This window comes from Nicoliella lavandulae (assembly GCF_037546185.1).
GTDB classification, from domain to species: Bacteria; Bacillota; Bacilli; order Lactobacillales; family Lactobacillaceae; genus Nicoliella; species Nicoliella lavandulae.
In genome coordinates, this window is the sequence record NZ_JAWMWH010000001.1 from 514,280 (window position 1) to 539,320 (window position 25,041).

Genomic DNA, 25,041 nt, shown 5'->3' on the forward strand with positions numbered 1-25,041 from the left:
TAAATCTGTATAATAGAACGAGTTGACTAAAATAACAATATATAGATATTATATATTAATATAAACACTATATATTGTATATAGGGAGCGTATTTTTAAATGAATTACTTAAAATGGTTGTGGAATCAACTATTAGGTTGGAATGTCCAATCGTACATCTTGTTATACTTTGGGTTGGGCTTTAATTTAGCCTTAACGTTGACTAGTCCAATTACCATGGTTAGCATTGTAACTTTTATTGCCGGGGCGCTTGGGCTTACCTGTGTGCTAGCAATTAATAATGCTAAGCCAGTTAATGGTTGGCTAGGGTTGATTAGTGCCATCTTGTTAATTAGTGTGGCGTTTACAGCTAAGAACTACATGGAAATTGTAATGCAACTTAGCTATATTATTTTACTTGATGTACCAGTGCTGCTAATGCCAAGTTGGAATCAAGATGCTGAAAACAAGATTTCAGGATTGCGTGGCGATAGCATGGCAGCTACATTAAAAAACTGGTTGCCATATATAATTGGCTTTGTAGTAGTCGTTTTCATTATGCATTCACTACTAACTAGTTTTACGGACAGTCCACGGCCATTGATTGATTCAATTTCTGCCACTACTGGAATTTTAGGAGCGGTCTTAACCACATTGAAGAAGCGGGAAACGTATTATTTCTGGTTTGCCCAAGGGATCTTATCCGTTATTCTATGGGGAATTACAGCCGCCCAGGGCGGTGCATCACCAGTGCTATTCGTAACTTACATGCTATACATTGGAAATGATATTTTAGCATTTACGAAGAGTCCGTGGTTTGCTAAACGAATTGTAACTGAGTAATAATGTATTTTTGATCGGGGGATTTTATGACAATGATTTTATTAGCGGGAACCATTGGCGCTGGCAAGTCATCATTAACGGGTCGACTGGCTAAGCATTTAGGCACTAAGGCGTTCTATGAACCAGTTAATGATAATCCAGTGTTACCACTTTTTTATCAAGATAAGGAAAAGTATGGATTTCTATTGCAGATTTACTTCTTGAATAAACGATTTCAGATGATTAAACAGGCCCAACAGGAAGATAATAATGTTTTGGACCGTTCAATTTATGAAGATGCTTTATTTACTGATTTAAATCATCAGCTAGGTAACATTAACGATACCGAAGCAGCAATCTATCATGATTTATTGGATAACATGCTAGAGGAGTTACCACTAGCAGCCAATAAGAAACGTCCCGATCTGCTCGTTTACATTGAAGTTAGTTTAGAAACCCAGTTGAACCGGATTCAGATGCGTGGCCGTGATTTTGAACAGTCCGATGAATTATTAGATTATTATCGAAAATTACGGGTAGCTTACCAAGAATGGTTTGAGAACTACGACATCAGTCCCAAGATTAAAATTGATGGTGATAAGTACGACTTTGTTAATAACCCCGCTGACTTAGCAACGGTTTTAAAACAAATCGATACGAAACTCGCTGAATAAAACGAAAAGCCCCTAAGTTTATTTTACAAACTTAGGGGCTTTTATGATGCCATTGGCATTGTTATTTAATTGGCTAATCCATCGTGGATTTTATCTAAGTTCCACTTCATCATACTGTAATAGGTATCACCAGGGTGTCCTTTTTTAGCCAATGAATCGGTAAAGATTTTAGAGTAAATCTTGAGGCCGGTTTCTGATGCGACCTTATCCATTGCCTTTGGTGAGACTGATGATTCAACGAATAGATGTTTAACATCTGATTTTCTAATCTTAGCTAGGACGGCCTTCATTTGTTCAGGGGTCCCTTGGGATTCAGTATTGATTTCCCAAATATAAGCAGGGGTAACATGGTAAGCCTTAGAGAAGTACTTAAAGGCTCCTTCTGATGTTACTAAGAGTCGTTGCTTTGCAGGGATATCTAAGAATTTGGACTTAGCGCTTTGGTTTAATCGGCTTAATTTAGCAATATATGCGTTAGCATTCTTTTGATAGTAGGCTGCGTTTTTAGGATCCTTATCTTTTAAGACCTTAGTCATGGTCTTAACGTATTGAATTCCGTTCGCCAGACTAAGCCATGCGTGGGGATCAACTTCATCTTTATTGGTAGATAAATGAAGTGGTTTTACGCCGTTACTTGCGGCAAAAACATCACGATTAAATTTCTTGTGCGCAGTTTTGACTAATTTATTGAACCAGCCATTACCACCAGTTTCTAAGTTTAAACCATTATAAAAGATGGCATTCGCATTAGTAGTAGCAGCGATGTCTTCTGGCTTTGGTTCGTATTCATGTGGATCAGTTCCACGTCGGACGATACTATAGACATCGATGCGGTCTTTACCAATATTTTTGACCATGTCTTCTAAAATCGAGTTAGTAACGACCACGTGGAGTTTATCATTTTTGGATTCAGCGGAGTTAGATTGCTTAGCACTACGTTGATTGACAAATAAAACTACGCCACCAATTAACATAATGACTGCGATTAATGAGATGATAATTCGCTTCATTCGAAAGGCCTCGTTTCTAAATAATTATTTTTTGAACTTCAACAAGCTTTGTTTTGGTGAAAAAATAAATGAGATTGCAAACATGATTGCGGCGACAATTACAATTGCCGGGCCAGAAGCCCAGTTAAATGTATAACTAAAGTAAAGGCCGATGATGGATGCAACGGCACCGAAGATGGCGGAGAATACTAGCATCGTTGATAGCTTTTCCGTCCAGAAGAAGGCCGTAGCAGCAGGAGTAATGAGCATTGCCACCACTAGGATAATCCCAACTGTTTGCAGTGCAGATACCGTTACTAAAGTAAGGACGAGCATTAACGAGTAGTGAACTAATTGGGTGTTTAAACCATATGTTTTCGCAAATGTTTCATCGAATGAAGTGATTAACAGTTCTTTGTATGCAATTTGAACGAACATGATTACGATGCCTAGCACCACTGCCGTAGTAATCATATCGGAGTTACTAACTGCTAAGATATTCCCGAATAGGATGTGGTGTAAGCTCGTCGAACTTTCAGCCATTGAGATGAGAATAAATCCAAGTGCGTAAAAGGCGCTGAACACAACCCCAATGGAAGTATCAACTTTGATTTTACTGTGGGATGATACAAAACCAATTAATAGTGCAGCGATGACTCCAAAAATGGATGCCCCAATTAAGAGGTTAATCCCTAGCATGTAAGCCACCGCCACTCCAGGCAGAATTGAATGGGAAATGGCATCCCCCATCAACGACATTCCACGTAGGATAATGAAACTACCTACGATTCCAGACATTATACCGACCATGATGGCGGTAATCATCGCGCTTTGAAGGAAGTCATACTTACCAAGCGCTTCAATAAATTCCATTATTTTCATTATTGGGCCTCCTTTGCGTTGAATAACACGGAGGAGAGGTCAGCACTAAATGCTTTACTCATATTTTCAGGATTATAAACTTGATCAACGGGCCCAGCGGCAACGATGCCATGGTTCATAATAATTAAGTCATCAAAGTAGTTCGAAACTTTATTTAAATCATGATGGACCACTAAGATGGTCTTATTTTGATCACGCCATTGCTTTAAAATGTCCATAATGGCGGTTTCACTTTGCAAGTCGATGCCCACGAATGGTTCATCTAAAATGACAATGTCAGCCTGTTGTAAAATGGCTCTAGCAACGAAGACGCGTTGTAGCTGGCCACCAGAAAGATTGCCAAATTGTCGATCAGCAAAGTCTTGCATCTTAACTTGTTCTAACGCTGACTGTGCAGCTTGTTTTTCAGTTTTGCCGGGGCTTTTGAATAGTCCTAAGCGACCATAGCTGCCGGTCAAAACTAGGTCGAAGACATTGATTGGAAACGCCAAGTCTAGATCTTTACGCTGTTCAACGTAGGCAATCTTCTTTTTAACGTTCTTAATCGGTTGTCCGTTGTACTCGCTGGTACCGGATTGTGCCTTGATCAAACCGAGGACGGCTTTGATCATGGTCGATTTACCGGCTCCATTGGGCCCGATGATTCCAGTGATTTTACCAGGACGAACGTCCAATGATAAGTTCGAAAATACGGGGGTGTTACCATAGGAAACTGATAGGTTCCTAATCTTTAGCATAAATAGCACTCCTTTAATATGGATACAGGGGGTCAAATTATTAGAAAACGATTATACATAATGGTTATGTTAAATAACAATTATAAATATTTTCGGTTTACCTAATAATTAATCATCGCTAGTAGTATACCGGAATTATAAATTTTTAGCAATCGTTTTTGGACTTATTTTAATAATTAGTGTTAACATTAAGTATAAAAATATCATTATATGTAAAAATAAAAGGATAGTGGCAGCGACCACTATCCTTTATTTTATTGATAATTATTATTCATTTAAGACCCAGAAGAAGATTAGGAAGATGATCCCTAACGCATACATAATGGGGTTAACTTGTTTACCACGCTTTGCAGCAAGCATGGTAACAGGGTAAACAACAAATCCTAGCGCAATCCCATCTGAAATACTGTAAGTTAATGGCATTCCAAGTACGATTAAGAACGCTGGTGCTGCAATTTCGAAGTTTTCCCAATGGATGTTCTTAAGTGAACTAGCCATTAGAATTCCGATAATGATCAATGCGGGAGCAGTCACTTGATCAGTAATTACTCCCAGCAATGGTGAGAAGAAAGTTCCGAGTAGGAATAAGATTCCAGTCACAATTACTGTAAATCCTGAACGACCACCAACGGCGATTCCGGCAGATGATTCAACGAAAGCACCGACTGGAGAAGTTCCTAATAGTGAACCGGCTACCATACCAGTTGAATCAGCAAGCAATGCGCCCCCAACTCTTGGAATCTTGTTGTCCTTGATAAAACCAGCTTGTTGAGCTAACCCAACTAAGGTTCCGGCAGTATCGAAGAAACTAACTAATAAGAACGTCAATACAACGATTACTAATTGAGCTGAGTTGATATCAGTAATATGTTTAACTGATTCTAAGAAGATGGGTTTGATACTTGGCACTGATGATACCCATTGACCAGGTACTGGAATTAAATGAGTTACCATCCCCAAGATGGCGGTTACGACCATTCCAATAAAGATTGAAGCTGGAATTCGTGCGGACATTAATACTAACGTCAATACTAATCCAATGATGGTCAACCAAGTGGTTCCAACATGGAACGAACCTAGTTCAACTAGGGTACTCTTACTAGCGGTGATGATACCCCCTTGGTTAAGACCAAGAAAGGCAATGAATAAACCAATCCCACCACTAATGGCACTCTTGAGGTCATTTGGAATTGCATCGATGATGATTTCACGAATCTTAAATAACGTTAAGATCAAGAAAATCAAAGAAGCAATGAATACACCAGCTAACGCTGTTTGCCAAGGAACCTTCATTCCAACACAGACAGAGTAAGCAAAGAATGCATTCATCCCTAAACTAGTGGATAGGGCGATTGGATAATTAGCAATCATTCCCATTAAGAAACAACCAATGGCCGTTGCCAAGGCCGTCGCGGTAAAGACAGCTCCTTTATCCATTCCAGATGCACTCAAGACGTTTGGGTTTACGAATAAGATGTAAACCATCGTAACGAACGTAGTCAGACCAGCAATTGATTCAGTCTTAAAGTTGGTCCCTAATTCGTCAAAGTGAAAAAAGTTAGCTATTTTAGCTCCCATTATAGGCACTCCTTAATAAATATTCGGTTTTTATAAAAAATACAAACGCTATCTTAACATATTCTTAAAAAAATAGCAATTTGACGAACAATATTTTATTGGTTAGGCCTTAAATGCAGCAAAAGCTTGATCAATCTTATCGTATTCAGCATCGGTTAGTGTGACGTCCATTGCCTTCGCGTTACTTGCCACTTGTTCTGGTTGCTTAGCACCTGGGATAACGACTGAGATATTCGGATTCTTGATGTACCATGCTAAGACCAATTGAGCTAACGTAATTTGTTTTTGGTCCGCTAATGGCTTAATTTGGTCAATTGCAGCTAAAATTTTCTTAAACCGATCCCCTTGGAAATCAGGATTTTTACTCCGAGAATCATTTTCAGGAAAATGATCGTTAGTTTGATCGTATTTACCAGTAAGGAGACCAGAAGCAAGTGGAAAGTATGGTACAAAGGAAATATCGTGTTCCTTTAGGTATGGGAATAATTCAGTTTCAGCTTCTCGATGAACAAGGTTGTAACGGTCTTCCACAATATCTACTAGGTCATCTTGGTTGGCTTCCTTTAATTGGTCCAATGAGAAGTTCGAAACCCCAATGGCCTTGATGACGCCTTCAACCTTTAATTCGTTCAATGCCTTGATAGCTTCGTTCTTGGGTGTGTGGTCATCTGGAAAATGAATGTAGAAGATATCAATGTAGTTGGTATGCAAGCGTTTCAAGCTATCGTATACAGCTTGTTTAAGGAACTTAGGGTCGTTGTTCAACTTGATTTGACCGTTAACGACTTCTTGAGCCCCCTTAGTAGCAATGGCGAAACTACCTCGATCATAGCCTTGGATCGCTTTACCCACTAGTTCTTCGGAGTGACCAAGGCCATACATGAATGCGGTATCGATTAATTTAATTCCTGAATCCAAAGCGCTCTTTACTACTTCGATTCCAGTTTCATCGTTTAAATTGGGGAATAAATTAGTTCCCCCTACGGCATTCGCACCTAAGCCAAGTGGCGTACTTAAGACTCCTGATTTACCGATTTGCACATTTTGTTCCTTCATAATGACAACCTCCGTTAAATAAATTTGATACTATCCTTATTATCACGCAAATAAATAATTTTTAAAAATATTTTGATATTGAAGTCGATAGTTAAATGTTGGTCGTAAATTATGTATAATAATAGTAGTAAAACCAAATTAGTTATTGGAGGGGGATTGAATTGAAAACAGTTTTAGTACTAGGTAGTCAAAAGCCAATCGCACGACTAGCAATTCAGTTGCTTAACCAACGGGATGTCCGAGTGGTAGAATTAGATGATGAAGCAGTGGATTTAACTTACGAAAAGACCTATCTACCAATGATTAAAGATGTTAATGTGATTATTTCGTTCTTAGGACCATTGGACGTTGATTTAGCATTTGAAGGATTATTTGATGCAATTCGTGCCACGAATGTTCAAATTGAAGCCTTTGTGATTTTATCAACGGCCGGCATTGATAACGAAGTTGTTGGTAAATTGCACTATCAAGACGTTGATAATGTTCGCGAATACTTTAATCAACAACGATATGCAATCAAGGTTGTCGATGAAGCTGAAATTCCATACACGGTGTTACGCCCAGTTACAATGGTTAATCAAGACTCAACTCCGGTAACGATTTATGATGAAGGTCAATCAATGCCAGCGGGGACTGTTTCACGTGAAACAGTTGCGGAAATTGCAGTGGCTGCTGCCGTTGATGGCAAGTATAAAAACCAGTCCATTGGATTGGTCCAAACTAAAACAGAGGTGAATGAATAATGAACCAAGAACAATTAGATCAAGTCAAAGCACAATTAGAAAAAGCACAACAAGTATCCCATTTTGTAATTTTTGAAACTAAGGATCCCGATTCTGATGACGTGGTTCGGATGATTACGGATTACAACGCATTCCAAAACATGAAGCAAGCTCGGAAGCGAGATATTCCAATGAAGATCATTCGTGATTTTATTCCAATTACGGATGCCATGGCACGTTGGGCAGTAGCCGAACACGATGCTGCTACTGCTAGCATGGGGAATAACCCGAACTTAGATGAATTAGTTCAAACTATGGATGAACGCATTAACGAAGTATTAATTGAAAATAAAATTGAACCAAACAAATAGTCATTGACCGGTCGTCAATGACTTTTTACATACTAAAAAGGAGCGCTGTAAATGGCATTGCAATTTATCTTGGGACCAGCTGGTAAGGATCACGCCCAAACGTTAATCAAACACCTACGCACGAATTTTGATCAACATCCCAATGATCAATTTTTTTATCTAGTCCCCAATCACATTAAGTTTGAATCAGAAGTAAAGACCCTCTCACGGCTAAACCCGAACCAAGATGGCATCTATGCGCAAACCAACGTCCAGGTATTCTCACTAACGCGACTAGCATGGTACTTTTTAAGTCATGAAGCTGCATATCAGATTCCACGGTTAAGCTCTGCTGGGGTCAACATGTTAATTTATCAAATCATCACTGAACACCAAGCTGAACTAACCGTTTTTCGCGGCGAAAGTGGGCAACCTGGATTTATCAATCAAATTGCTAGCCAAATTGCTGAAATGGAAGCCGGACAAGTGACCGTTGATGACTTAGAAGTGATTTATGATGATAACCATGACCACTTAAACGCTAATTTGCGTGATAAATTGCATGATTTTATCGTTATTTATCAAGCCTTTGAAGCTGCGACCCAGGGCCGATTCATTCACCAAAATGATACGTTGAAGATGCTATGTGGTTATTTAGCTGACCATGATTTATCGCATATGCACTTTTACATTAGTGGTTTTTCTCAATTAACCGCCCAAGAACGGGAATTAGTAATGGTCTTAGTAAAACGCGCTGCCAACGTGGTGATTGATTTGAATTTAGACCGTCCTGCCGCTAAGCAGGAGCCAGATGAACCCAATTTATTCTTTCAATCAGCGCATCTATACCATCAGTTATATCAATTTGCCCGCGATAACCAAGTGCCCATCATGACCGACTTATATGCTGATCAAGATCGAGTTAACGCTGATTTATTAGCACTAGGCCGCTATTGGAACCAATCGACGGGGTTAAACCCCATCCAGCCTAGTCAACTACAAGATCCAGATGCAATTCAAGTGTTAAAAGCAGATAATTACTATTCAGAACTAGCATCGGTGGCGATTAAAATTCGGCAGCTGGTCGCTAGTGGGCAATACCATTACCGTGATATTTTGGTGATGACACGGCATTTGGATAAGTACCAAAATATTATTCAACCGATTTTTAATATGCAACAAATTCCATACTTTAACGATGTGCAGCAATCAATGATTGACCATCCGCTGGTTCAATTGATCGATGCATTATTTAAAATTGCGCCAGAAGGAGCGCGGCGGACGTATCGGTATGATGACGTGATGCGGTTGTTAAAAACAGAACTGTTAATTCCGCGGGATGCTGAGGGAAACTTCATGGATCTACAAGAATTCCGTGATGATTTAGCGTTAACGGAAAACGTGATTCTAAAGAATGGGTATGAAGGACGAAAGTGGCTTCAAGATGATGATTGGCAATATGTATGGTTGAACGAAAGTGACTTTGGGATTAAGTCGCAACCAGACGAAGTTATTGATACTAAGATCAATCGCATTCGCCACTACGTAAAGGATATCCTGCCACCATTTTTCAAACGGATGCAACGGGCTAAGACCGTAGCGGAAGGTGCAAAAGTGCTTTATCAATTCTTAGTTGACCAAGGCGTGGTAGCACGAATGCAACAGTGGCGGGATGCCGCAGTTGATTCCGGTGACCTCTCACAAGCGGCCCAGCCAGAACAAGTATGGCAGACCTTTTGTGATTTATTAGATGATTTCGTAACCATTTTGGGGGATCATCAACATTTTAAATCTGATGATTTTTTGGCCCTATTGAAGGCGGGATTCGAAGGCGCTAATTATTCTCAAATTCCATCCACCTTAGATCAAGTGACCATCTCAGAAAGTGGAATCGTTCAGATGCCCGACTATCGGGTCGTTTTTATGGTTGGCTCAACGGATGATGTAATGCCAGATCGAGTTACTAATGATGATTTATTTAATGATAGTGACCGCGATGATTTGACCCAGTATTTCAATGCTGATCAATACTTGCGGGATAATAGTGAGACTCAAATGGCCAATGATCCATACTTAAATTACTTAGCATTTATGACGGGCAGTGAGCGCTTGATTTTTTCGTATTGTTTAGCCAACGATAGTGATAGTGAGACCGGGGTTAAACTTTCACCATACGTTGCCAGAATTCAAAATCACTTTAACATTGATGAGTACCACTATGTGGATACCCCGAATGCGAGTTCGGAAGCGGTTATGGATTATGTAGGGACTAAGCGCACCACGTTACGCCACTTAGTCCAAGCGAGTTATGATAATCAATACCATCAACATCCATTAGCTAAGCACTGGCGGTTTATCTATCAGGAATTAGTAGGCACGAATGATGAACTAAAGGCGCTAACTGAAAAGTTATTGGGTGGGTTAGATTATAATAATACGCCAACTAAGTTAAATGCTGATATTATCACTGGATTATATGGAGATACGATTAACACCTCCATTTCACAACTAGAACAATTTTACGCGAACCCATATGAATACTTCCTAAAGTATGGGCTGAAACTACGGGAACGCGATGTCTTTGAACTATCACCAGCTAGTACTGGTGAATTTTTCCATGCTGCATTAGACCTAATGGTCAAGCGGATGCGTGAAGAACACATTGACATTAGTAAATTGGATGAACAAGCATTGAATGAATTTGTGAATGAAGTCGCCACCCAAATCTTGGATGATCCCGATAATTTCCAATATGCTATTTTACAAAGTTCTTATCGCATGGGCTATTTAAAACAACAATTGATTAAAACGGTTAAGCGCATGGCATTGACAATGCACTGGCAAAGCCAACGGACGCCAATGCGGCCGCGGCAAACGGAAATTTCGTTCGGCCAAAACGGGCAAACGAATAACTTAGCGCCGTTGACGTTTGATGTTTCAGATCAAATTGTGATTCCAGGCTTGCATAAGATTAATGTTCGCGGGCGAATTGATCGAATTGATACAATGGACACTGATGATAAGCGGTACTTAGAGTTAGTTGACTATAAATCAGGTGATAAGAAGATTGACTTTGGCCGGGTTTATGATGGGACATCGATGCAATTAATTACCTATTTAGATGTAATCAAGCATAACTTAGACCGATTTAATGCCGACCAAAAGGCTGAGTTAGCAGGAGCCCTATACTTCCACGTCTTTAATCCGAAACTATCAGCTAAGGATATCGGTTCTGCCGGGTTAAAAGCAGCGATGATGAAAAAACAAAAGTATAGCGGAATTTTAGTTGATGATGCTGAGTTAATTAAATTAATTGATCAAGGAATGCAAGCAGGGGATAGTTCCTTAGTTTATCCAATCGGCTTGAAGAAGGATAATCAGCTGAACCGTTATAGTAAGGTGATTCAGCCGGCTGACCTAGATTTAATTTTGCAACATACTGAGCGTTTAATTCAATCAGCGGGAATCAAAATATTTAGTGGAAATGTTGATTTAACGCCGGTTAAGGAACAAAACTTTACCGCATTACAATATTCACCATATAAGTCAATCATGCAATTTGATCCGTTGTTAACTGAAAATAACTATCGCAACGTCCAGTCAATGGATATGCAAACGGTAATTAAAAAGCTAAAGGAGGAACGGGAAAATGGACTACACTAAAGCACAGTCTGACGCGGTTTATGGTAACTTTGCGGGCAACGTGTTGGTATCAGCATCAGCTGGCTCTGGAAAAACGCGGGTGCTAGTCGATCGGGTGATCAACAAGTTGATTCATGGTGAAACCATTGATCAAATGCTGATTGTGACGTTTACACGGGCAGCAGCCAAGGAAATGAAGGACCGGATTTTGGTGGCATTGCAGGAACAAGTGCGAAAAACTAGCGATAAGCAACTAAAAAATCACCTCAACTTACAGATTCGTAAACTGCCGGTCGCAGACATTAGTACGCTAGATTCCTTCTGTCAAAAAATGGTGCAACGTTACTACTACATCATTAATTTAGACCCTGATTTTCGGATTCTAACGGACCGCACGGAAACGGAAATGCTGCGGGATTTAGTATGGGATAATGTGCGTGAAGATGAGTATGCTGATGACCAAGATGGGCGCTTTGCCCAGTTAACAGAGAACTTCTCTGATGACCGTTCTGATGATGGATTAACGGATTTAGTTTACCATCTCTATGACTATGCAAATGTTAATCGCGATCCCAAAGCATGGCTGGAAAACCTGCCAACGTTGTATCAAATTAACGACACAATTGTGAACAGTCCATTTTATCAACACCATTTAAAGCCCACCCTAGTGGATCAGTTGAATCAAGCTCGGTTGAATTTTCAAGCGGCATTCGATTTTGCGAATGAACATCAATTAGAAAAAGAAATGGCGTTTGAAAGCGATGAAGTTAAACTCGTTAATGATTTGATTGCCGCCCTTGATACGGATTCATGGGATGATTTACGCAAGCGGTTTGCCACCAAGCTAAATAAATTCCCCAGTGTTAAACGGGGGGCAGAGCCGTTAGAAAAACAACTGCATAATCAAGTTAAAGACCTAAGAGAAATGGGGAAGAAAAAACTAGGCACAATTTCAGATAATTATTTTGCGAACGATGAAGCGACCAATGTGGCCACCATGCGGGCTTCAGAACAGTTGATCGAGAAGCTAGTCACGGTAGTGCAAACGTTCAGTCAGAAGTACCAAGAACTAAAGCGAACGCGTCACGTAATGGAATTCATCGACATCGAGCATGCGGCTTATGATATTTTTACCCATCCTAATAGCGAAAAGAGCGTTCAAGCAGAGCTACAAAAGCAATACGCCGAAATTATGGTGGATGAGTATCAGGATAATAACCGGCTGCAAGATGCAATTTTAACTACAATTGCCCGGCGGGATGCTGATGGTGCAACGCAAAATATGTTTATGGTTGGGGATGTGAAGCAATCAATTTATCGGTTTCGACTAGCGGCCCCCGAGATGTTTTTAAATCGGATGGACCACTATCAATTAGCCGACAACGATGATTGCGATATCTTGTTAAAAGAAAATTTCCGTTCCATGCCTAACATTGACCACTTCGTGAATTTAATTTTTAATCAGATCATGAGTAGATCCGTGGGAAAGATTGAGTACCAGGATGATAATAATTTAGTTGCCGGAGCGAAATATTATCCAGCTGATTTACCATCCAACGTCAATATTTTGTTGTACCGTAATCAAAATGACCAAGCTGCTGATGATCAAGAACCAGTCGATGAACAATTTCAAATTGAAGATAGTGCCCACGGCCAAGTTGAACTAGTGGCCCAAAAGATTAAACAATTAATAAAGCAGGGGCAAATGATTTTTGACCGGCACTTAGGCAAATTACGGCCAATGAAGTATTCTGACGTTGCGTTAATTTCAGCCACACGGAACAACAACCTAGTAATCTCTGATGTTTTTTCAAGACACTCGATTCCAGTAACCATTAATGGGACCCAAAGCTATTTTAAGACCACTGAAATTCAAATCATGATGGCATTATTGACGATTATTGATAACCCGTATCAAGACATTCCACTGGTTGCGGTGCTGCGGTCACCCATCGTGGGGTTGAACGAAAATCAGCTGGCCTATCTGCGGATTAATTCGAAGACGGGTGATTACTATCAAGCGGTGCAAAATTTTATCAAACAGTATCCAACACAACAACCGACTGAATTTGGGAACCAGGTATTTGCTAGGGTCAACCGGTTCTTGGAACAACTAGTGCGGTTTAGAGATATTGCACAACAAAAAGAGTTGGTCAGCTTAATTTGGTCCATTTATGAAACGACTGGCTTTTTAGACTATGTCGGGGGGATGCCAGCTGGAAAACAACGCCAAGCGAACCTGCATGCGCTATACGACCGAGCAGCCCAGTATGAAAAGAGTAGCTTTAAAGGGTTATTCCAATTCATTCGGTTTATCGAACGGATGCAAGATGGTGATAATGATTTAGCCGAACCAGCAACGAATCCCGATGATGACACCGTTTCAGTCATGACTATTCATGGAAGTAAGGGATTGGAATATCCAGTTGTATTCCTGTTGGATGCGAACCATCAATTTAACCTGCAGGATTCAAAGGGTGAATACGTCCTAGATGATCAACTCGGCCTCGGGATTACCTACTTTAATTCGGCTAACCGAGAAAAAGTGGACACCTTACAAAAGCAAATCGTTAAAACCAGTATTGATAATGCCACGTTAGATGAAGAAATGCGGAAACTATACGTTGCTTTAACGCGGACTGAACAACAATTATTTATTGTTGGGGCGATTAAGGATGCCAAACATAGTGATGAAGATATCATTGAAACATGGGGGAATAAAGCCACCCAAAGTAACCAGTTATTATTGGATCCAGCTTTACGGCGTAGCGCTAAGAGCTATCTGGACTGGATTTTACCAGCAGTGGCTCGGCATCCCAAAATGCAATCGGTATTTACTAGCATCGATGCCTTAAAAGCGTTAGCTGATGATCCTACCCAGTTGACGCTTCGTTTCTACCATCCAGATGATTTATTACTAAATCTGCCTGAATCAGCACCCACTAAGGACCATGCTTATATTGACCAGTTAAGCGCTTCACTTGATACGGATTTAAATGTTGATGATGCCGATCAAATTAAAGCACTCATGAACTATGAATATCCCAACCAAGTTGCTACAACAACGACTGCCTATCAAGCGGTTTCTGAAATCAAGCGGGTCTTCGATGATCCTGATGCAGTGCAGATGGGGCAATTCGAAGGGTTGGACGACAGTGACCGGCAACGCAATCGATACGTTGCTGCTGACTTTGCCCAACCAGAATTCTTACAGACAGTGGCAAAACCACAACCAGCAGAGATTGGGACGGCGACGCATTTAGTTTTACAACAACTAGCACTAACGACGCCACCGACCAAGGATACGATTGATGCTAAGATTGCAGAGTTAGTGGCTGATCACATCATTACTGAAGGGGTAGCCAATCAAATTAACCGGTCAGCAATTTTAAAGTTCTTTGCCAGTCAATTAGGCCAATTAATTTTACAACATCCAAACCAACTCCATCGCGAAGCGCCATTTTCACTAATTATGGACGCCAACAAGCTATTTAAGGGCTTTAGTCCGAATGCAACTGAACAAATTCTGATTCATGGGATTATTGATGGATATTTAAATTTAGATGATGAAGTGGTATTATTCGATTATAAAACTGACTACGTGGGTTCCCGTAACCAAGATCAACAGGTTGCCAAATTAGTGGATAAGTATCAAGGCCAAATAAACTTATATGCATTAGCCCTAAGTCGGATTTTAAATCGACCGGTGACCAAGCGGTTCTTATACCTACTTTCAATCGATCGATTAGTACCGATTCATGATTCAAAGACCACTGAGGAGGAATAGTTCGTGTTATTTTATTTAATTTTGTTGTCATTAGCATTTGTATGCCCCATCATTGCGATAGTAGTATTTGCACTGCTAGCCATGAAGTATTTTCAATTGACCAGGGCCCTTAAGATCAAGGCGCAACGGTTACCAATGGATGATAATCAGTATCAAAAGTGGGCGTGGATTCAACTAGTACTATTAATTTTATTAATAGTTGGCCTCACATTTGTGAAGCTTAGTGGCACATTTGGGTTAATTATCATTGGATTGCTAGTGGTGATTGAAGTGGCCGTGGCCATTAAAACCTACTTAACGGTTGATCCATCCCTAGTTGATTGGGATGCATTACATGATCGCTATGCATTAGCAGATGACGATTTAGAAATGCTGGTTGAAAAACGAGCAATGATGGTCAGAGCAATCGTGATATTAATTATGTTCCTTAGCATTTCACAGACCCTAGTTCGAATCTAAAAAAGACATCGCCGTAAGTCGGCGATGTCTTTTTTACGTTAGTTATTAATGGGAATGATTTTGCGCAACCGTTTAGCAACCGTTACCGCGATAATAATTTTGATGACGTCTCCTGGAATGAAAAGGAGATTAGCTGAAAGTGCAGTACTAAATGGCATGTGACTTTGCACGGCTAGCCAGCTGCATGCAATTAGGTAAATAAAAACGATCCCGACCACTAGCGTTACAGCCGTGGTTGAGAACCAGTTTAGTGGCCGCCCTAAGATTCGCTGGGTCAGTTGAGTTAACCCGGCTAACACGCTGGGGGTAAGTAGCCATGCTAGTAAATAACCACCGGTGGGACCTAAGAATACTGCTAGGCCACCGCGAAAGCCTGATAAAATGGGGAGTCCAATGGCAGCTAAAAATAAGAAGATGGCAATGGTGATGGTTCCCTTTTTACCACCTAATAATAGACTAGCAAGAATAATCCCAAAGTTTTGGAGAACGATTGGGACGGGGATAATGCCAATTGGAATCCCAGGAATGGCCCCCAAGACGATTAGTAGGGCAATCATTAATGCAATTTGCGTTAAATTTTTGTTTTTCATAGTTCCTCCACGAAGTAGTTAACCATTATTTATATAACAGTTAACTATTATACATAAGGTTAACCATAAAAGCAAAAACGGTTAACCACCTGTAAAAGTGATTAACCGTGATTTAATCTGACCTTGGTAACTTCACCGGTCATGACGTGATGGCGCTTGCCATCATTAGTTTTTAAAACTAGTGCTCCATTATCATCAATGGTTTCAACTATGCCGACCAAGGGCGCGTGATTAGTGCTAATGGTGACTTCGTGGCCAATAACAACCGATAATTTGCGGTATTCATCCATGCGCTTACCATCTTGATAGTGGGGATATTCAGCTAGAAATTGGTTAATAATATCCGCAGCAATTTGGTTACGGTCTATTTGCTGGGAGCTAATGGAGCCGACCGGTTGATTAATGGACGCTGGAAATTCAGCGGTCTGCAGGTTGATACCAATGCCAACAATGATGGCAGATGGCTGCATCAACTCAACGTTCATAATGGATTCAGTCATGATGCCGGCCACCTTATTGCCATTGACCCAGATGTCGTTGATCCACTTTAATTTAAAATCAGTGGTGGGATAACTCTGCTTAAGTGCATTGACCACGGCGACTGCGGTGGTGGTGGTTAATAGACCGGGGTTTAGAGGATGATCGTGATTAACCGGCACGGCGATGGTCATGTATAACCCAGAATTAGCTGGTGAGTAGAATTGCCGGCCCCGTCGACCATAACCAGCGGTTTGTTGATTAGCGATTACTACAATCGGATGGTCAATAATCCGTTGGTTAACCAAGTCTTTAGCATATTTGTTCGTGGAATCCACGGTGGATAGGCATTCGATGTCAATGGGGGTGTGAACAAGATGCTTAATGTTATCAGCATTCAAATTTAAGCTACCTAAGTACCGATAGCCTAGGTTGTGCTTCCCCTCGATTTGGTGTCCAGCAGCCTTCAAGGCGTTAATGCGTTTCCATACCATGGTCCGACTAACTGCTAATTTTTCGGCTAATTGGTTTCCTGATAACCATTCATTTTGATGATTTAAGAATATTTTTAATAATTCGTGATGCGGCATGATAAGCCCTCTTTGTAAGTTTTAATTACCATTATCCTATCATATTTATATGATTACTAGGGACTTAAAGTATAATTATGGTAAAATATAATTAAATTTATTTTTTATAAAGGAGCTTAAAACATGGATAAAGAATACTGGACAACAGAACGTCTCAATCGTTTATATAAAGATTGGCCAGCTGAAACCATCGATAACTTAAAAGCTAAGATTGCTAAGTCTGACTGGCGGATGGGGTATCACATTCAAACAGAAACTGGTTTGTTAAATGATCCCAATGGCTTTTCATATTTCAATGGACAATGGCACTTATTTTATCAAGCATTTCCCTTTGGGGGCATTCACGGCTTAAAGAGCTGGACGCACTTAGTATCGGATGACTTAGTACATTGGTCAAATACTCACAAACCAATGGTACCTGATAACGAATACGACCGGCATGGTTGTTATTCCGGATCAGCAATTAACGTTGATGACAAGTTATTCCTCATGTACACCGGAAACGTTTGGGAAAAGATGAATGAAGTTCGTCACCCATACCAAGTCGGCGCATGGATGGATAAGGAAAACAACATTACTAAGTTAGACCAGCCATTGATTGCGAACCCACCTAAGGGGGTTACCGGGCACTTCCGTGATCCACAAGTTATCAAACATGGTGATTATTACTATGCCTTTCTAGGGGCGCAAACCACTGATAAACAAGGTGAAATTGTTGTTTACCGTTCTAATCATGTTGACCGTGATTGGGAATTCTACAGCAAACTTGATATTGGCAACGATAACTTGGGCTACATGGCTGAATGTCCAAACCTATTATTTGTTGATGGGCATCCAGTATTGATCTTCTGTCCACAAGGAGCCGATAAAGATTCCTTTAGCTATGATAATGTGCATCCAAATGCCTACATTATCGCTGATGATATTAATTGGGACACTATGAAATTAGTTAACCCTTCTAAGATGCGTCAATTGGATGAAGGATTTGATTTCTATGCGACCCAAGGATTGAATGCGCCTGATGGTCGGGCATTGATCTCAGCTTGGTTAGGGCTTCCAGATACCACTTATCCTTCAGATGATGAAGGCTGGGAAGGTGGCTTATCCTTAGTTCGTGAATTACGAGTAGTTGATGGAAATTTAGTTCAACAACCCGTTCAAGAAACGAAGTCATTATTCTTGGATACTGAAAGCACGTTCAATGGGATGGAATTACCTAAGCAAAGCCTAATTGAATTCGATGTTAATCATGATAGTGATAATCAAATCGCAATTACTTCTGGCAACACCCACTTAGTAATTGATATTGATAACGATTGCCAAAAACTAACGCTACATCGGAAAGACGTTGAAAACGATGGTAAGGATGAAACCAGAAGCATTCGTTTAAATGATGGTAAGATTAACAACTGTCATCTATACTTTGATAACACTGTTTTTGAATTATTCATTAACGATGGTTACCAAACAATGACTGGCTTCTTCTTCCATGAAGATACGCACCTAAACTTAAATTGGACCGATGTTGAAGACATTAAAGTTACTAAATTAGCAAATATTAATGCTCCTGAAACTAAATAAATAACTGCTAACAAAAAATAAGCACCCGTAATGATTGATAAATCAATGATTATTGGGTGCTTATAATTTTTATTTATTAATGAGTGATGCTTTGACTATACCGCAATGATGGAATTATAGTATTCGAAAGTGGTTTAAGAATACCTTAATAATTTTATTTTAATAGGAGGTTGAATTTAATGGGTGTCTTATGGAGCTCGATTCAAAGTGTCCTAGTTGTGGTATTAATCATGGCATTAGGATACATTTTAAGAAACACTGGTTGGTTCGCCGATTCATTTGGAAAAAACATTTCCAAGTTTATTAAGAATATTGCGCTACCAGCTTCCATCTTTGTGTCAGTTTTAACGCGATTAACTCGGGATAAACTAATTAGCTTCTCCAGTTATTTAATTTGGGGAATTGTCTCGGTGGTAATTGGTTACATTATTTCGTTTATTCTGGTCAAAGTCTTAAAAGTACGGCCAGGCCGGCGGGGAATTTTTATTAATGCGATCGTCAATGCGAATACCATTTTCATCGGATTACCATTGAACATTGCGTTGTTTGGAAACGATAGTATGACTTACTTCTTGGTCTACTACATTATTAACACGGTTTCCACTTGGGCCTTTGGGGTCTTCTTGATTAGTAACGATGATCCAACTAAGCAGGATCAACCAAAGGGACATAACAAGATTAACTGGAAGCAAGTTCTTCCAATGCCATTAGTTGGTTTTATCGTGGCATTAGTCTTCTTGTTATTAAATATCCCAATTTTACAAATTAACTTTATTTCCCAATCATTAACCTATGTGGGGAACTTAGTAACGCCACTATCACTAATCTATATCGGAATTGTGTTAGCCGATGCCGGATTGAAGAGTATTAACTTCGATCGGGATACCGTGGTTGCATTATTAGGGCGGTTCGTATTATCACCAGTCGTTATGATTATCTTGATGATGATTGCTAAGGACTATGCTAACGTGCCAGCAATGTTATCACAAACCATGATTGTGCAAGCTGCGACCCCGATGCTAGCCGTATTGCCGGTGTTAGCTTCTGAATCACATGGGGATGTGAAGTACGCTACGAACATCGTAACGACTTCAACGGTATTGTTTATTGTAGTTGTTCCGATCTTAATGACGATTATTCAATACATCTAATTTAATTAAAAAAGCCATCCATACGCCTTAAGCGGCGTTGGATGGCTTTTTATTTATGATAGTCTAGTAACGGTAATTAGCATGTATAACATGATCAAGCCTACCACCATTAGGGGCGCGGTGAACTTCGTTAATATTTGTTTATGCTTATAAATTAAATAACCAATTAACGAAAGGACCACGATTAGGCCGACAACGTACATAATAATTAGCTTAACTTGAACGTCAAAATCTGAAGCAATCATCATATCACTTCCTATTCATCAGATTCAGGGGCTTCGAAGTTTTCCAAGTTAATTGAAGTTGATTTGCCATTGTTTCTTAACTCAGAAATGTGTTCGTATAGGACTCCGAACCGGAGGCCTTGTTTAGAAAAAATCATCCGGTCAGAATTGAGGCGCCAGATAAGCGACATTGCTGGTGCCAGACCACCAACGATAATGTCAGCCCGTTCTTTAGAAAGGCCGGGGATGTTCTTACGTTCTTCTAGGGTGGAGTCAATGATCTTTAAGAAGATATCCTTAACTTCTTGAGCACTAAGGTGGAATCCATGGATATCATCCCAATGTTTTCGATCTGGATCGTTTCGGCGCTTGATTTTAGCTAGCGTCCGGTTAGAACCACCTAACCCAATGATGGGTAGGTTAGTGCCCCGGTATAGCCACCAAATGTTATTGTAGATTTCATTTAATTGGTCAAATACCTTATACATTTGACCTGCAGAAGGGCGATCTTCAATGACGTCGGATTCGGATAGGGTCACGGAACCAATCGGAAGACTAATTAAGTTGATGATCCGCTTATTTTGCACCAAGATTAATTCAGTACTAGCGCCACCGGTATCCATGATGATTCCGTTAACGATGGGAAGTGAATTAATGACTCCTAGGTAGTCATAGTAAGCTTCCTTTGTTCCAGGAATCACTTCTAAATCAATGCCGGTTTCAGCCTTTACTTCCGCTAAGAAATCTTTTTGGTTGGTCGCCATTCTAGTGGCAGCCGTGGCAACTGCTTTTACGGTTACGTTTGGAAGGTCTTCAAAGTTCTCCTTAAACGACTTAAGTGCATTGATCGTCCGATCGATTGCTGGTTGTTTAAGGACTTTTTCTGGCCCCATATTTTCAGAGAGGCGGACGGCTTCTTTACGTTCAACCACGTTTTCAAAAGTTCCGTCATCCATGATCTTAGTTACGGCAAGCCGAGCCGAGTTAGATCCTAAATCAATTACAGCGTAATGTTCCATAAATTAATGCTTCCTTTCGTTCTGGTTGCGAATCGGTGTAAACTTATTAGCCTTCTTAGGCTTTACCTTGGGAAAATCATGATTAAATAGCTTATCGGCAATTTTCTTTCGGTGTTCAATTAAGAATGATTGAGCATTTAGCCGTTGCTTGTTTTCATGGTGGATGTGATGCCAAGTATCGTCAGGGTGTAATTGACGAGTCTTTACATTATCACGCCACATGATATTAAAGATGTGAATAATGTGTTCACGAATATCATTTTGTAAAACTGGGAAGAGGAGTTCGACCCGCCGGCTTAAATTCCGCTTCATTAAATCAGCACTGGATAGGAAGACCTTTTCTTCACCATCCGCATAGAAGTAATAGATCCGGCTGTGTTCAAGTAATTGACCAACAATGGAGTGGACAGTGATGTTATCACTAACGCCCTTGATGCCAACCCGAAGGTTACAAATGCCCCGTACGATTAGGTTGATCTTAACCCCAGCGGCACTAGCTTCATAGAGCTTTTTAATCATTGCGGTATCAGAAAGCGAATTCATCTTCATTTGAATGAATCCCTTTTTACCAGCCTGCACGTTTTTAATTTCTTCATCTATTTTTTCCATTAAATGGTTACGAATTCCATATGGTGAGATGGTAAGCTCATTAAAGTAAGGTGGTTCTGAAAATCCAGATAACATATTAAAGATGTTAGTGGCATCCACACCCATTTCTTGGTTATCAGTGAAGATTCCCATATCTGTATATAATTTGGCGGTTAAGTCGTTATAATTACCAGTTCCCATGTGCATGTAACGCTTGATTCCATCAGCTTCTTTTCTCACGATTAGGGTTAGTTTACAGTGGACCTTTAGACCAACTAATCCATAGATAACGTGACAACCAGCCCGTTCCAATTCATCAGCCCAGTGCAGGTTATTAGCTTCATCGAAGCGAGCCTTTAATTCAACCAATGCCGTGACTTGTTTACCGTTTTGAGCAGCCCGTTTCAATGATTTAATAATTGGTGAATTAGGTGAAACTCGGTATAGCGTCATCTTAATGGCTAACGTATCTGGATCGTTTGCTGCTTGATCGATGAAGTTTAGCACGGGAGCGAAGGAATCGTAGGGATGGTGCACAAAAACATCACTCTTACTAATGGCTTCGAACATGGTTTCATCCTGGAGTGGTTTAGGTAGGTATGGCGTAAACTTCTTGAATAATAAGTCTTGATGACCACTCACTTGTTTAATTAGCTTATTAACTAATGTTAGGTCAATTGGCCCCCTTACCACATATAAGGCATCGTCATTTAATTTATATTCATCGACTAAGCGGTTGCGAAGTTGATTGTTCATCCCCGATTCAATTTCGAGCCGCATTACTTGTCCACGTTCCCGTTCTCTTAACTCATGCTTGATTTCACGCATTAAATCAGAGGTATCTTCGTCAGCTTCGATATCCATGTCCCGCGTTACTCTGAAACATGCCATATCATGTGCCGTGTAGCCCACGAATAATTCGCCGATGAAGTATTTGATAACTTCTTCTAATAGGATGAAATCATTATCAGCGTTCGGCAGCTTAATTACTCTTGGAAATACTTCTGGCACTTGCACCGTTGCAAATGATTCTTGACTCGTATTACCATGCTTAGTAATGATCAATGCAATATTCAACGTGTTATTTGCAATGAATGGAAATGGTCTGGAAACATCGACAGCAAGGGGCGTCAGCACTGGATATAACTTTTGGTGAAAATAGTCATCCAAGAATTCCATTTGTTGGTCGTTAACTTGATTGATCTTTAACAGATTAATGGATTGGTCCTTTAGCTTAGGTAGAATCTTGTCAAACAAGAGGTCATATTGATGATTAACTAGTTGGTGGGCCTTTTTAGCAACCCCTGCCAATTGTTGGGCGGGCGTTAAGCCAGCAGCATCTGGTTTTTCATAGTTGACGGAGACCATCTTATGGAGTGAAGCAACCCGGATGTTGAAGAATTCGTCAAGGTTACTTTGGGTAATACCGAGGAACCGAAGTCGTTCTAATAGTGGATTGCCACTATCATTTGCTTCTTCTAGGACCCGTGAGTCGAAGTCAATCCAACTTAGTTCACGACTATTAAAGTATTTTGGATTATCGAACTTCATAGTTTTAATCTTCCTTTCAATTTAGGTTTTACACCAAATACGGATTCAAAGAATGCACCCTTACGAAGGAAATTATTCTTTTCCAGCGAAATATCTTGGTCTGCCGTAGCATTAATCGTAATTTGCGTGGGGTCATCGGTATCCACGTCAATTGATTTGATCTTTTGCTTCCGGCTTGCATCGAGTGCATCTGCAATGCGCAGAATCGAGGCTAGTTTCATGATACGCATTCGGCGATCGAGACTTAGATTATCAAGCCGCTTTAAGGCCGATGAGGTGGCTTTGTGACTGTGATATCTAGAAATGGCTGCCACCATGCGGAGTTCAGATTCAGAAAGGCCTAATATTTCAGAGTTCTTAATGATGTATTCAGAGTGAACATAGTGATTATGATTATTAATGAACGAACCCACGTCATCAACGATGGTCGCAATCTCTAGTAATAACCGATCCCGTTTGCCTAGCCCATGTAGGTATTGTAAGTCATCAAATAGTTGTAAGCCAAAGTGTTCAACGAACTGTTGGTGCTTGGGTTCGACTTTGTATTGCTTAGCAAGGTTGTTAGCAGAAATCAAAATCTGGCGATTTAGAATTTGCTCTTTCCCATTACCATGGCTACTTGCGATGAGGTCATAGCTAAGACCATCAATAAACTTAAGGTCTGAAACCCACATGTGTTTGATGCTAAAGTTTTTCAATAGTTCTCTTAAAAGCATCATTAATGGTAGCAATTGTGGCACGTCTGATTCATCGATGTCATATTTCTTCGTTAATAATTGATTGTTGCTAGCTTTAACCATTTTGAAGATGTCATTGAACTCATCAATTGAAATCTTTAGTGTTTTATGCAAATCACTAATTAATGGTTTGATAATGGATACTGATGATCCCATTAGCACGACATTTTCAATTGCTTCAATATTTGGCAGGAGTCGAATGAAGTCAACGAGTCGACTGTCAACATAATCGCGTAAAATAGCAGCATAGTTAGGCGCCGTTTCCTTAATATCACGCATTACTTCATACACCCGTAGCGGACCTAACTTTAAGGTCCTAGAAGAAGTGAACTTACCGTGTTTATAAGCAATCAGTTCGACACTTCCTGAACTAATATCAATTAACAAGGTGTTCTTTTGGGTGATTTTATCGAAGTCTTTTAAATAAGTATTAGTCGCTAGATTGCGATAAAGCGCTTCTTGGCTTTGACTAATCCATTTAATATCAAAATGACTACGTTCTTCCAATTGTTCACGAACGAATTCTGAATTCTTGGCTTCATGGAATGCATGAGTGGCGTAGAATTGGTAGTTTTTAACTTGATATTCATCAAGTAGGTTTTGAATTACGCCCAGGGCAATTGCAATTTCATTAACGGTGTCACTATGGACGACCCGTTCTGAAAAGACATCTTCCCCGAGGTCAATATCGTAACGAGTATTCTCAACAATTTCTGAATGTTCAATATCAATTACTTGAACATAGATATTTTGAGCTCCCATTACAATTATGGCGGAAAAATTATTATTGATTGGCATGCAGATAATCACCTCGCAAAAAATTTACCAAGCACTGTTACTAATTTAATTTTACCAT

Annotated in this window: 20 protein-coding genes; 9 read left to right on the forward strand and 11 right to left on the reverse strand. The window is 40.1% G+C overall.

Annotation, left to right across the window (positions count from 1 at the left end):
• The first annotated feature begins 99 nt into the window (after positions 1-99).
• Complete coding sequence (pnuC, locus tag R4146_RS02390; RefSeq protein WP_339959856.1) at positions 100-822, forward strand: nicotinamide riboside transporter PnuC; 723 nt, start codon at positions 100-102, stop codon at positions 820-822.
• 26 nt (positions 823-848) lie between these two features.
• Positions 849-1,475, forward strand: coding sequence for a deoxynucleoside kinase (locus tag R4146_RS02395; RefSeq protein ID WP_339959857.1), 627 nt, complete (start codon positions 849-851; stop codon positions 1,473-1,475).
• Positions 1,476-1,540: 65 nt separating this feature from the next.
• On the opposite strand, the gene R4146_RS02400 is transcribed toward R4146_RS02395, so the two are convergent.
• The 5 genes from R4146_RS02400 to R4146_RS02420 all read right to left on the reverse strand — a co-directional run bounded on the left by R4146_RS02400 (position 1,541) and on the right by R4146_RS02420 (position 6,717).
• Positions 1,541-2,485, reverse strand: a complete 945-nt coding sequence (locus tag R4146_RS02400; RefSeq protein ID WP_339959858.1) for a metal ABC transporter substrate-binding protein — start codon at positions 2,483-2,485, stop codon at positions 1,541-1,543.
• A 24-nt stretch (positions 2,486-2,509) separates the two neighbouring features.
• Positions 2,510-3,349, reverse strand: a complete 840-nt coding sequence (locus R4146_RS02405; protein WP_339960640.1) for a metal ABC transporter permease — start codon at positions 3,347-3,349, stop codon at positions 2,510-2,512.
• Positions 3,346-4,083, reverse strand: a complete 738-nt coding sequence (locus R4146_RS02410; RefSeq protein WP_339959859.1) for a metal ABC transporter ATP-binding protein — start codon at positions 4,081-4,083, stop codon at positions 3,346-3,348. Before R4146_RS02410 ends, R4146_RS02405 begins: the two co-directional genes overlap by 4 nt.
• A gap of 267 nt (positions 4,084-4,350) precedes the next feature.
• Positions 4,351-5,661 carry an NCS2 family permease gene (locus R4146_RS02415; RefSeq protein WP_339959860.1) on the reverse strand — a complete coding sequence of 437 codons (1,311 nt, stop codon included), beginning with the start codon at positions 5,659-5,661 and terminating at the stop codon, positions 4,351-4,353.
• Positions 5,662-5,763: 102 nt separating this feature from the next.
• Positions 5,764-6,717, reverse strand: a complete 954-nt coding sequence (locus R4146_RS02420; RefSeq protein ID WP_339959861.1) for an aldo/keto reductase — start codon at positions 6,715-6,717, stop codon at positions 5,764-5,766.
• A 161-nt stretch (positions 6,718-6,878) separates the two neighbouring features.
• Between R4146_RS02420 and R4146_RS02425 the strand changes: the two genes are divergently transcribed.
• Genes R4146_RS02425 through R4146_RS02445 form a run of 5 tightly spaced genes read left to right on the forward strand, consistent with a single transcriptional unit; the run spans position 6,879 to position 15,677 of the window.
• On the forward strand, positions 6,879-7,460 hold the full coding sequence (locus R4146_RS02425) for an NAD(P)H-binding protein (RefSeq protein ID WP_339959862.1): 582 nt from the start codon (positions 6,879-6,881) through the stop codon (positions 7,458-7,460).
• Positions 7,460-7,810 (forward strand): hypothetical protein, encoded by a 351-nt coding sequence (locus R4146_RS02430; protein WP_339959863.1) that lies wholly within the window; start codon positions 7,460-7,462, stop codon positions 7,808-7,810. Before R4146_RS02425 ends, R4146_RS02430 begins: the two co-directional genes overlap by 1 nt.
• Before the next feature lie 51 nt (positions 7,811-7,861).
• Positions 7,862-11,452 carry a PD-(D/E)XK nuclease family protein gene (locus tag R4146_RS02435; protein ID WP_339959864.1) on the forward strand — a complete coding sequence of 1,197 codons (3,591 nt, stop codon included), beginning with the start codon at positions 7,862-7,864 and terminating at the stop codon, positions 11,450-11,452.
• A complete protein-coding gene (addA, locus tag R4146_RS02440; protein WP_339959865.1) occupies positions 11,439-15,218 on the forward strand; it encodes a helicase-exonuclease AddAB subunit AddA in 3,780 nt (1,259 codons plus the stop codon). Before R4146_RS02435 ends, addA begins: the two co-directional genes overlap by 14 nt.
• A 3-nt stretch (positions 15,219-15,221) precedes the next feature.
• Positions 15,222-15,677 carry a hypothetical protein gene (locus R4146_RS02445; protein WP_339959866.1) on the forward strand — a complete coding sequence of 152 codons (456 nt, stop codon included), beginning with the start codon at positions 15,222-15,224 and terminating at the stop codon, positions 15,675-15,677.
• 38 nt (positions 15,678-15,715) lie between these two features.
• Here the strand turns inward: R4146_RS02445 and R4146_RS02450 are convergent, their stop codons facing one another.
• Positions 15,716-16,267 (reverse strand): biotin transporter BioY, encoded by a 552-nt coding sequence (locus tag R4146_RS02450; protein ID WP_339959867.1) that lies wholly within the window; start codon positions 16,265-16,267, stop codon positions 15,716-15,718.
• A gap of 101 nt (positions 16,268-16,368) precedes the next feature.
• Positions 16,369-17,334, reverse strand: coding sequence for a biotin--[acetyl-CoA-carboxylase] ligase (locus R4146_RS02455; protein WP_339959868.1), 966 nt, complete (start codon positions 17,332-17,334; stop codon positions 16,369-16,371).
• A gap of 123 nt (positions 17,335-17,457) precedes the next feature.
• On the opposite strand from R4146_RS02455, the gene R4146_RS02460 reads away from it, so the two are divergent.
• Positions 17,458-18,915, forward strand: coding sequence for a sucrose-6-phosphate hydrolase (locus R4146_RS02460; protein ID WP_339959869.1), 1,458 nt, complete (start codon positions 17,458-17,460; stop codon positions 18,913-18,915).
• Positions 18,916-19,094: 179 nt separating this feature from the next.
• The gene (locus tag R4146_RS02465) at positions 19,095-20,066 is read left to right on the forward strand and encodes an AEC family transporter (protein ID WP_339959870.1); all 972 of its coding nucleotides are present in this window, start codon (positions 19,095-19,097) and stop codon (positions 20,064-20,066) included.
• 53 nt (positions 20,067-20,119) lie between these two features.
• Here R4146_RS02465 and R4146_RS02470 read toward each other — a convergent pair whose 3' ends face one another.
• The 4 genes from R4146_RS02470 to R4146_RS02485 are packed head-to-tail and all read right to left on the reverse strand — an operon-like array spanning position 20,120 to position 24,983.
• Entirely contained in the window at positions 20,120-20,311 is a 192-nt protein-coding gene (locus R4146_RS02470; protein ID WP_339959871.1) for a hypothetical protein, read from the reverse strand.
• 11 nt (positions 20,312-20,322) lie between these two features.
• Positions 20,323-21,309 carry a Ppx/GppA phosphatase family protein gene (locus R4146_RS02475; protein ID WP_339959872.1) on the reverse strand — a complete coding sequence of 329 codons (987 nt, stop codon included), beginning with the start codon at positions 21,307-21,309 and terminating at the stop codon, positions 20,323-20,325.
• Positions 21,310-21,312: 3 nt separating this feature from the next.
• On the reverse strand, positions 21,313-23,457 hold the full coding sequence (locus tag R4146_RS02480) for an RNA degradosome polyphosphate kinase (RefSeq protein ID WP_339960641.1): 2,145 nt from the start codon (positions 23,455-23,457) through the stop codon (positions 21,313-21,315).
• Positions 23,445-24,983: a Ppx/GppA phosphatase family protein gene (locus R4146_RS02485; RefSeq protein WP_339959873.1), complete on the reverse strand. Its 1,539-nt coding sequence runs from the start codon at positions 24,981-24,983 to the stop codon at positions 23,445-23,447. Before R4146_RS02485 ends, R4146_RS02480 begins: the two co-directional genes overlap by 13 nt.
• Between the last annotated feature and the right edge of the window lie 58 nt (positions 24,984-25,041).

What these genes read in the sequence shown, in the direction of transcription:
- pnuC (WP_339959856.1), top strand. Translation starts at nt 100, where the DNA reads ATGAATTACTTAAAATGGTTGTGGAATCAACTATTAGGTTGGAATGTC.
- R4146_RS02395 (WP_339959857.1), top strand. Translation starts at nt 849, where the DNA reads ATGACAATGATTTTATTAGCGGGAACCATTGGCGCTGGCAAGTCATCA.
- R4146_RS02400 (WP_339959858.1), bottom strand. Translation starts at nt 2,485, where the DNA reads ATGAAGCGAATTATCATCTCATTAATCGCAGTCATTATGTTAATTGGT.
- R4146_RS02410 (WP_339959859.1), bottom strand. Translation starts at nt 4,083, where the DNA reads ATGCTAAAGATTAGGAACCTATCAGTTTCCTATGGTAACACCCCCGTA.
- R4146_RS02415 (WP_339959860.1), bottom strand. Translation starts at nt 5,661, where the DNA reads ATGGGAGCTAAAATAGCTAACTTTTTTCACTTTGACGAATTAGGGACC.
- R4146_RS02420 (WP_339959861.1), bottom strand. Translation starts at nt 6,717, where the DNA reads ATGAAGGAACAAAATGTGCAAATCGGTAAATCAGGAGTCTTAAGTACG.
- R4146_RS02430 (WP_339959863.1), top strand. Translation starts at nt 7,460, where the DNA reads ATGAACCAAGAACAATTAGATCAAGTCAAAGCACAATTAGAAAAAGCA.
- R4146_RS02435 (WP_339959864.1), top strand. Translation starts at nt 7,862, where the DNA reads ATGGCATTGCAATTTATCTTGGGACCAGCTGGTAAGGATCACGCCCAA.
- addA (WP_339959865.1), top strand. Translation starts at nt 11,439, where the DNA reads ATGGACTACACTAAAGCACAGTCTGACGCGGTTTATGGTAACTTTGCG.
- R4146_RS02450 (WP_339959867.1), bottom strand. Translation starts at nt 16,267, where the DNA reads ATGAAAAACAAAAATTTAACGCAAATTGCATTAATGATTGCCCTACTA.
- R4146_RS02455 (WP_339959868.1), bottom strand. Translation starts at nt 17,334, where the DNA reads ATGCCGCATCACGAATTATTAAAAATATTCTTAAATCATCAAAATGAA.
- R4146_RS02460 (WP_339959869.1), top strand. Translation starts at nt 17,458, where the DNA reads ATGGATAAAGAATACTGGACAACAGAACGTCTCAATCGTTTATATAAA.
- R4146_RS02465 (WP_339959870.1), top strand. Translation starts at nt 19,095, where the DNA reads ATGGGTGTCTTATGGAGCTCGATTCAAAGTGTCCTAGTTGTGGTATTA.
- R4146_RS02470 (WP_339959871.1), bottom strand. Translation starts at nt 20,311, where the DNA reads ATGATTGCTTCAGATTTTGACGTTCAAGTTAAGCTAATTATTATGTAC.
- R4146_RS02475 (WP_339959872.1), bottom strand. Translation starts at nt 21,309, where the DNA reads ATGGAACATTACGCTGTAATTGATTTAGGATCTAACTCGGCTCGGCTT.
- R4146_RS02485 (WP_339959873.1), bottom strand. Translation starts at nt 24,983, where the DNA reads ATGCCAATCAATAATAATTTTTCCGCCATAATTGTAATGGGAGCTCAA.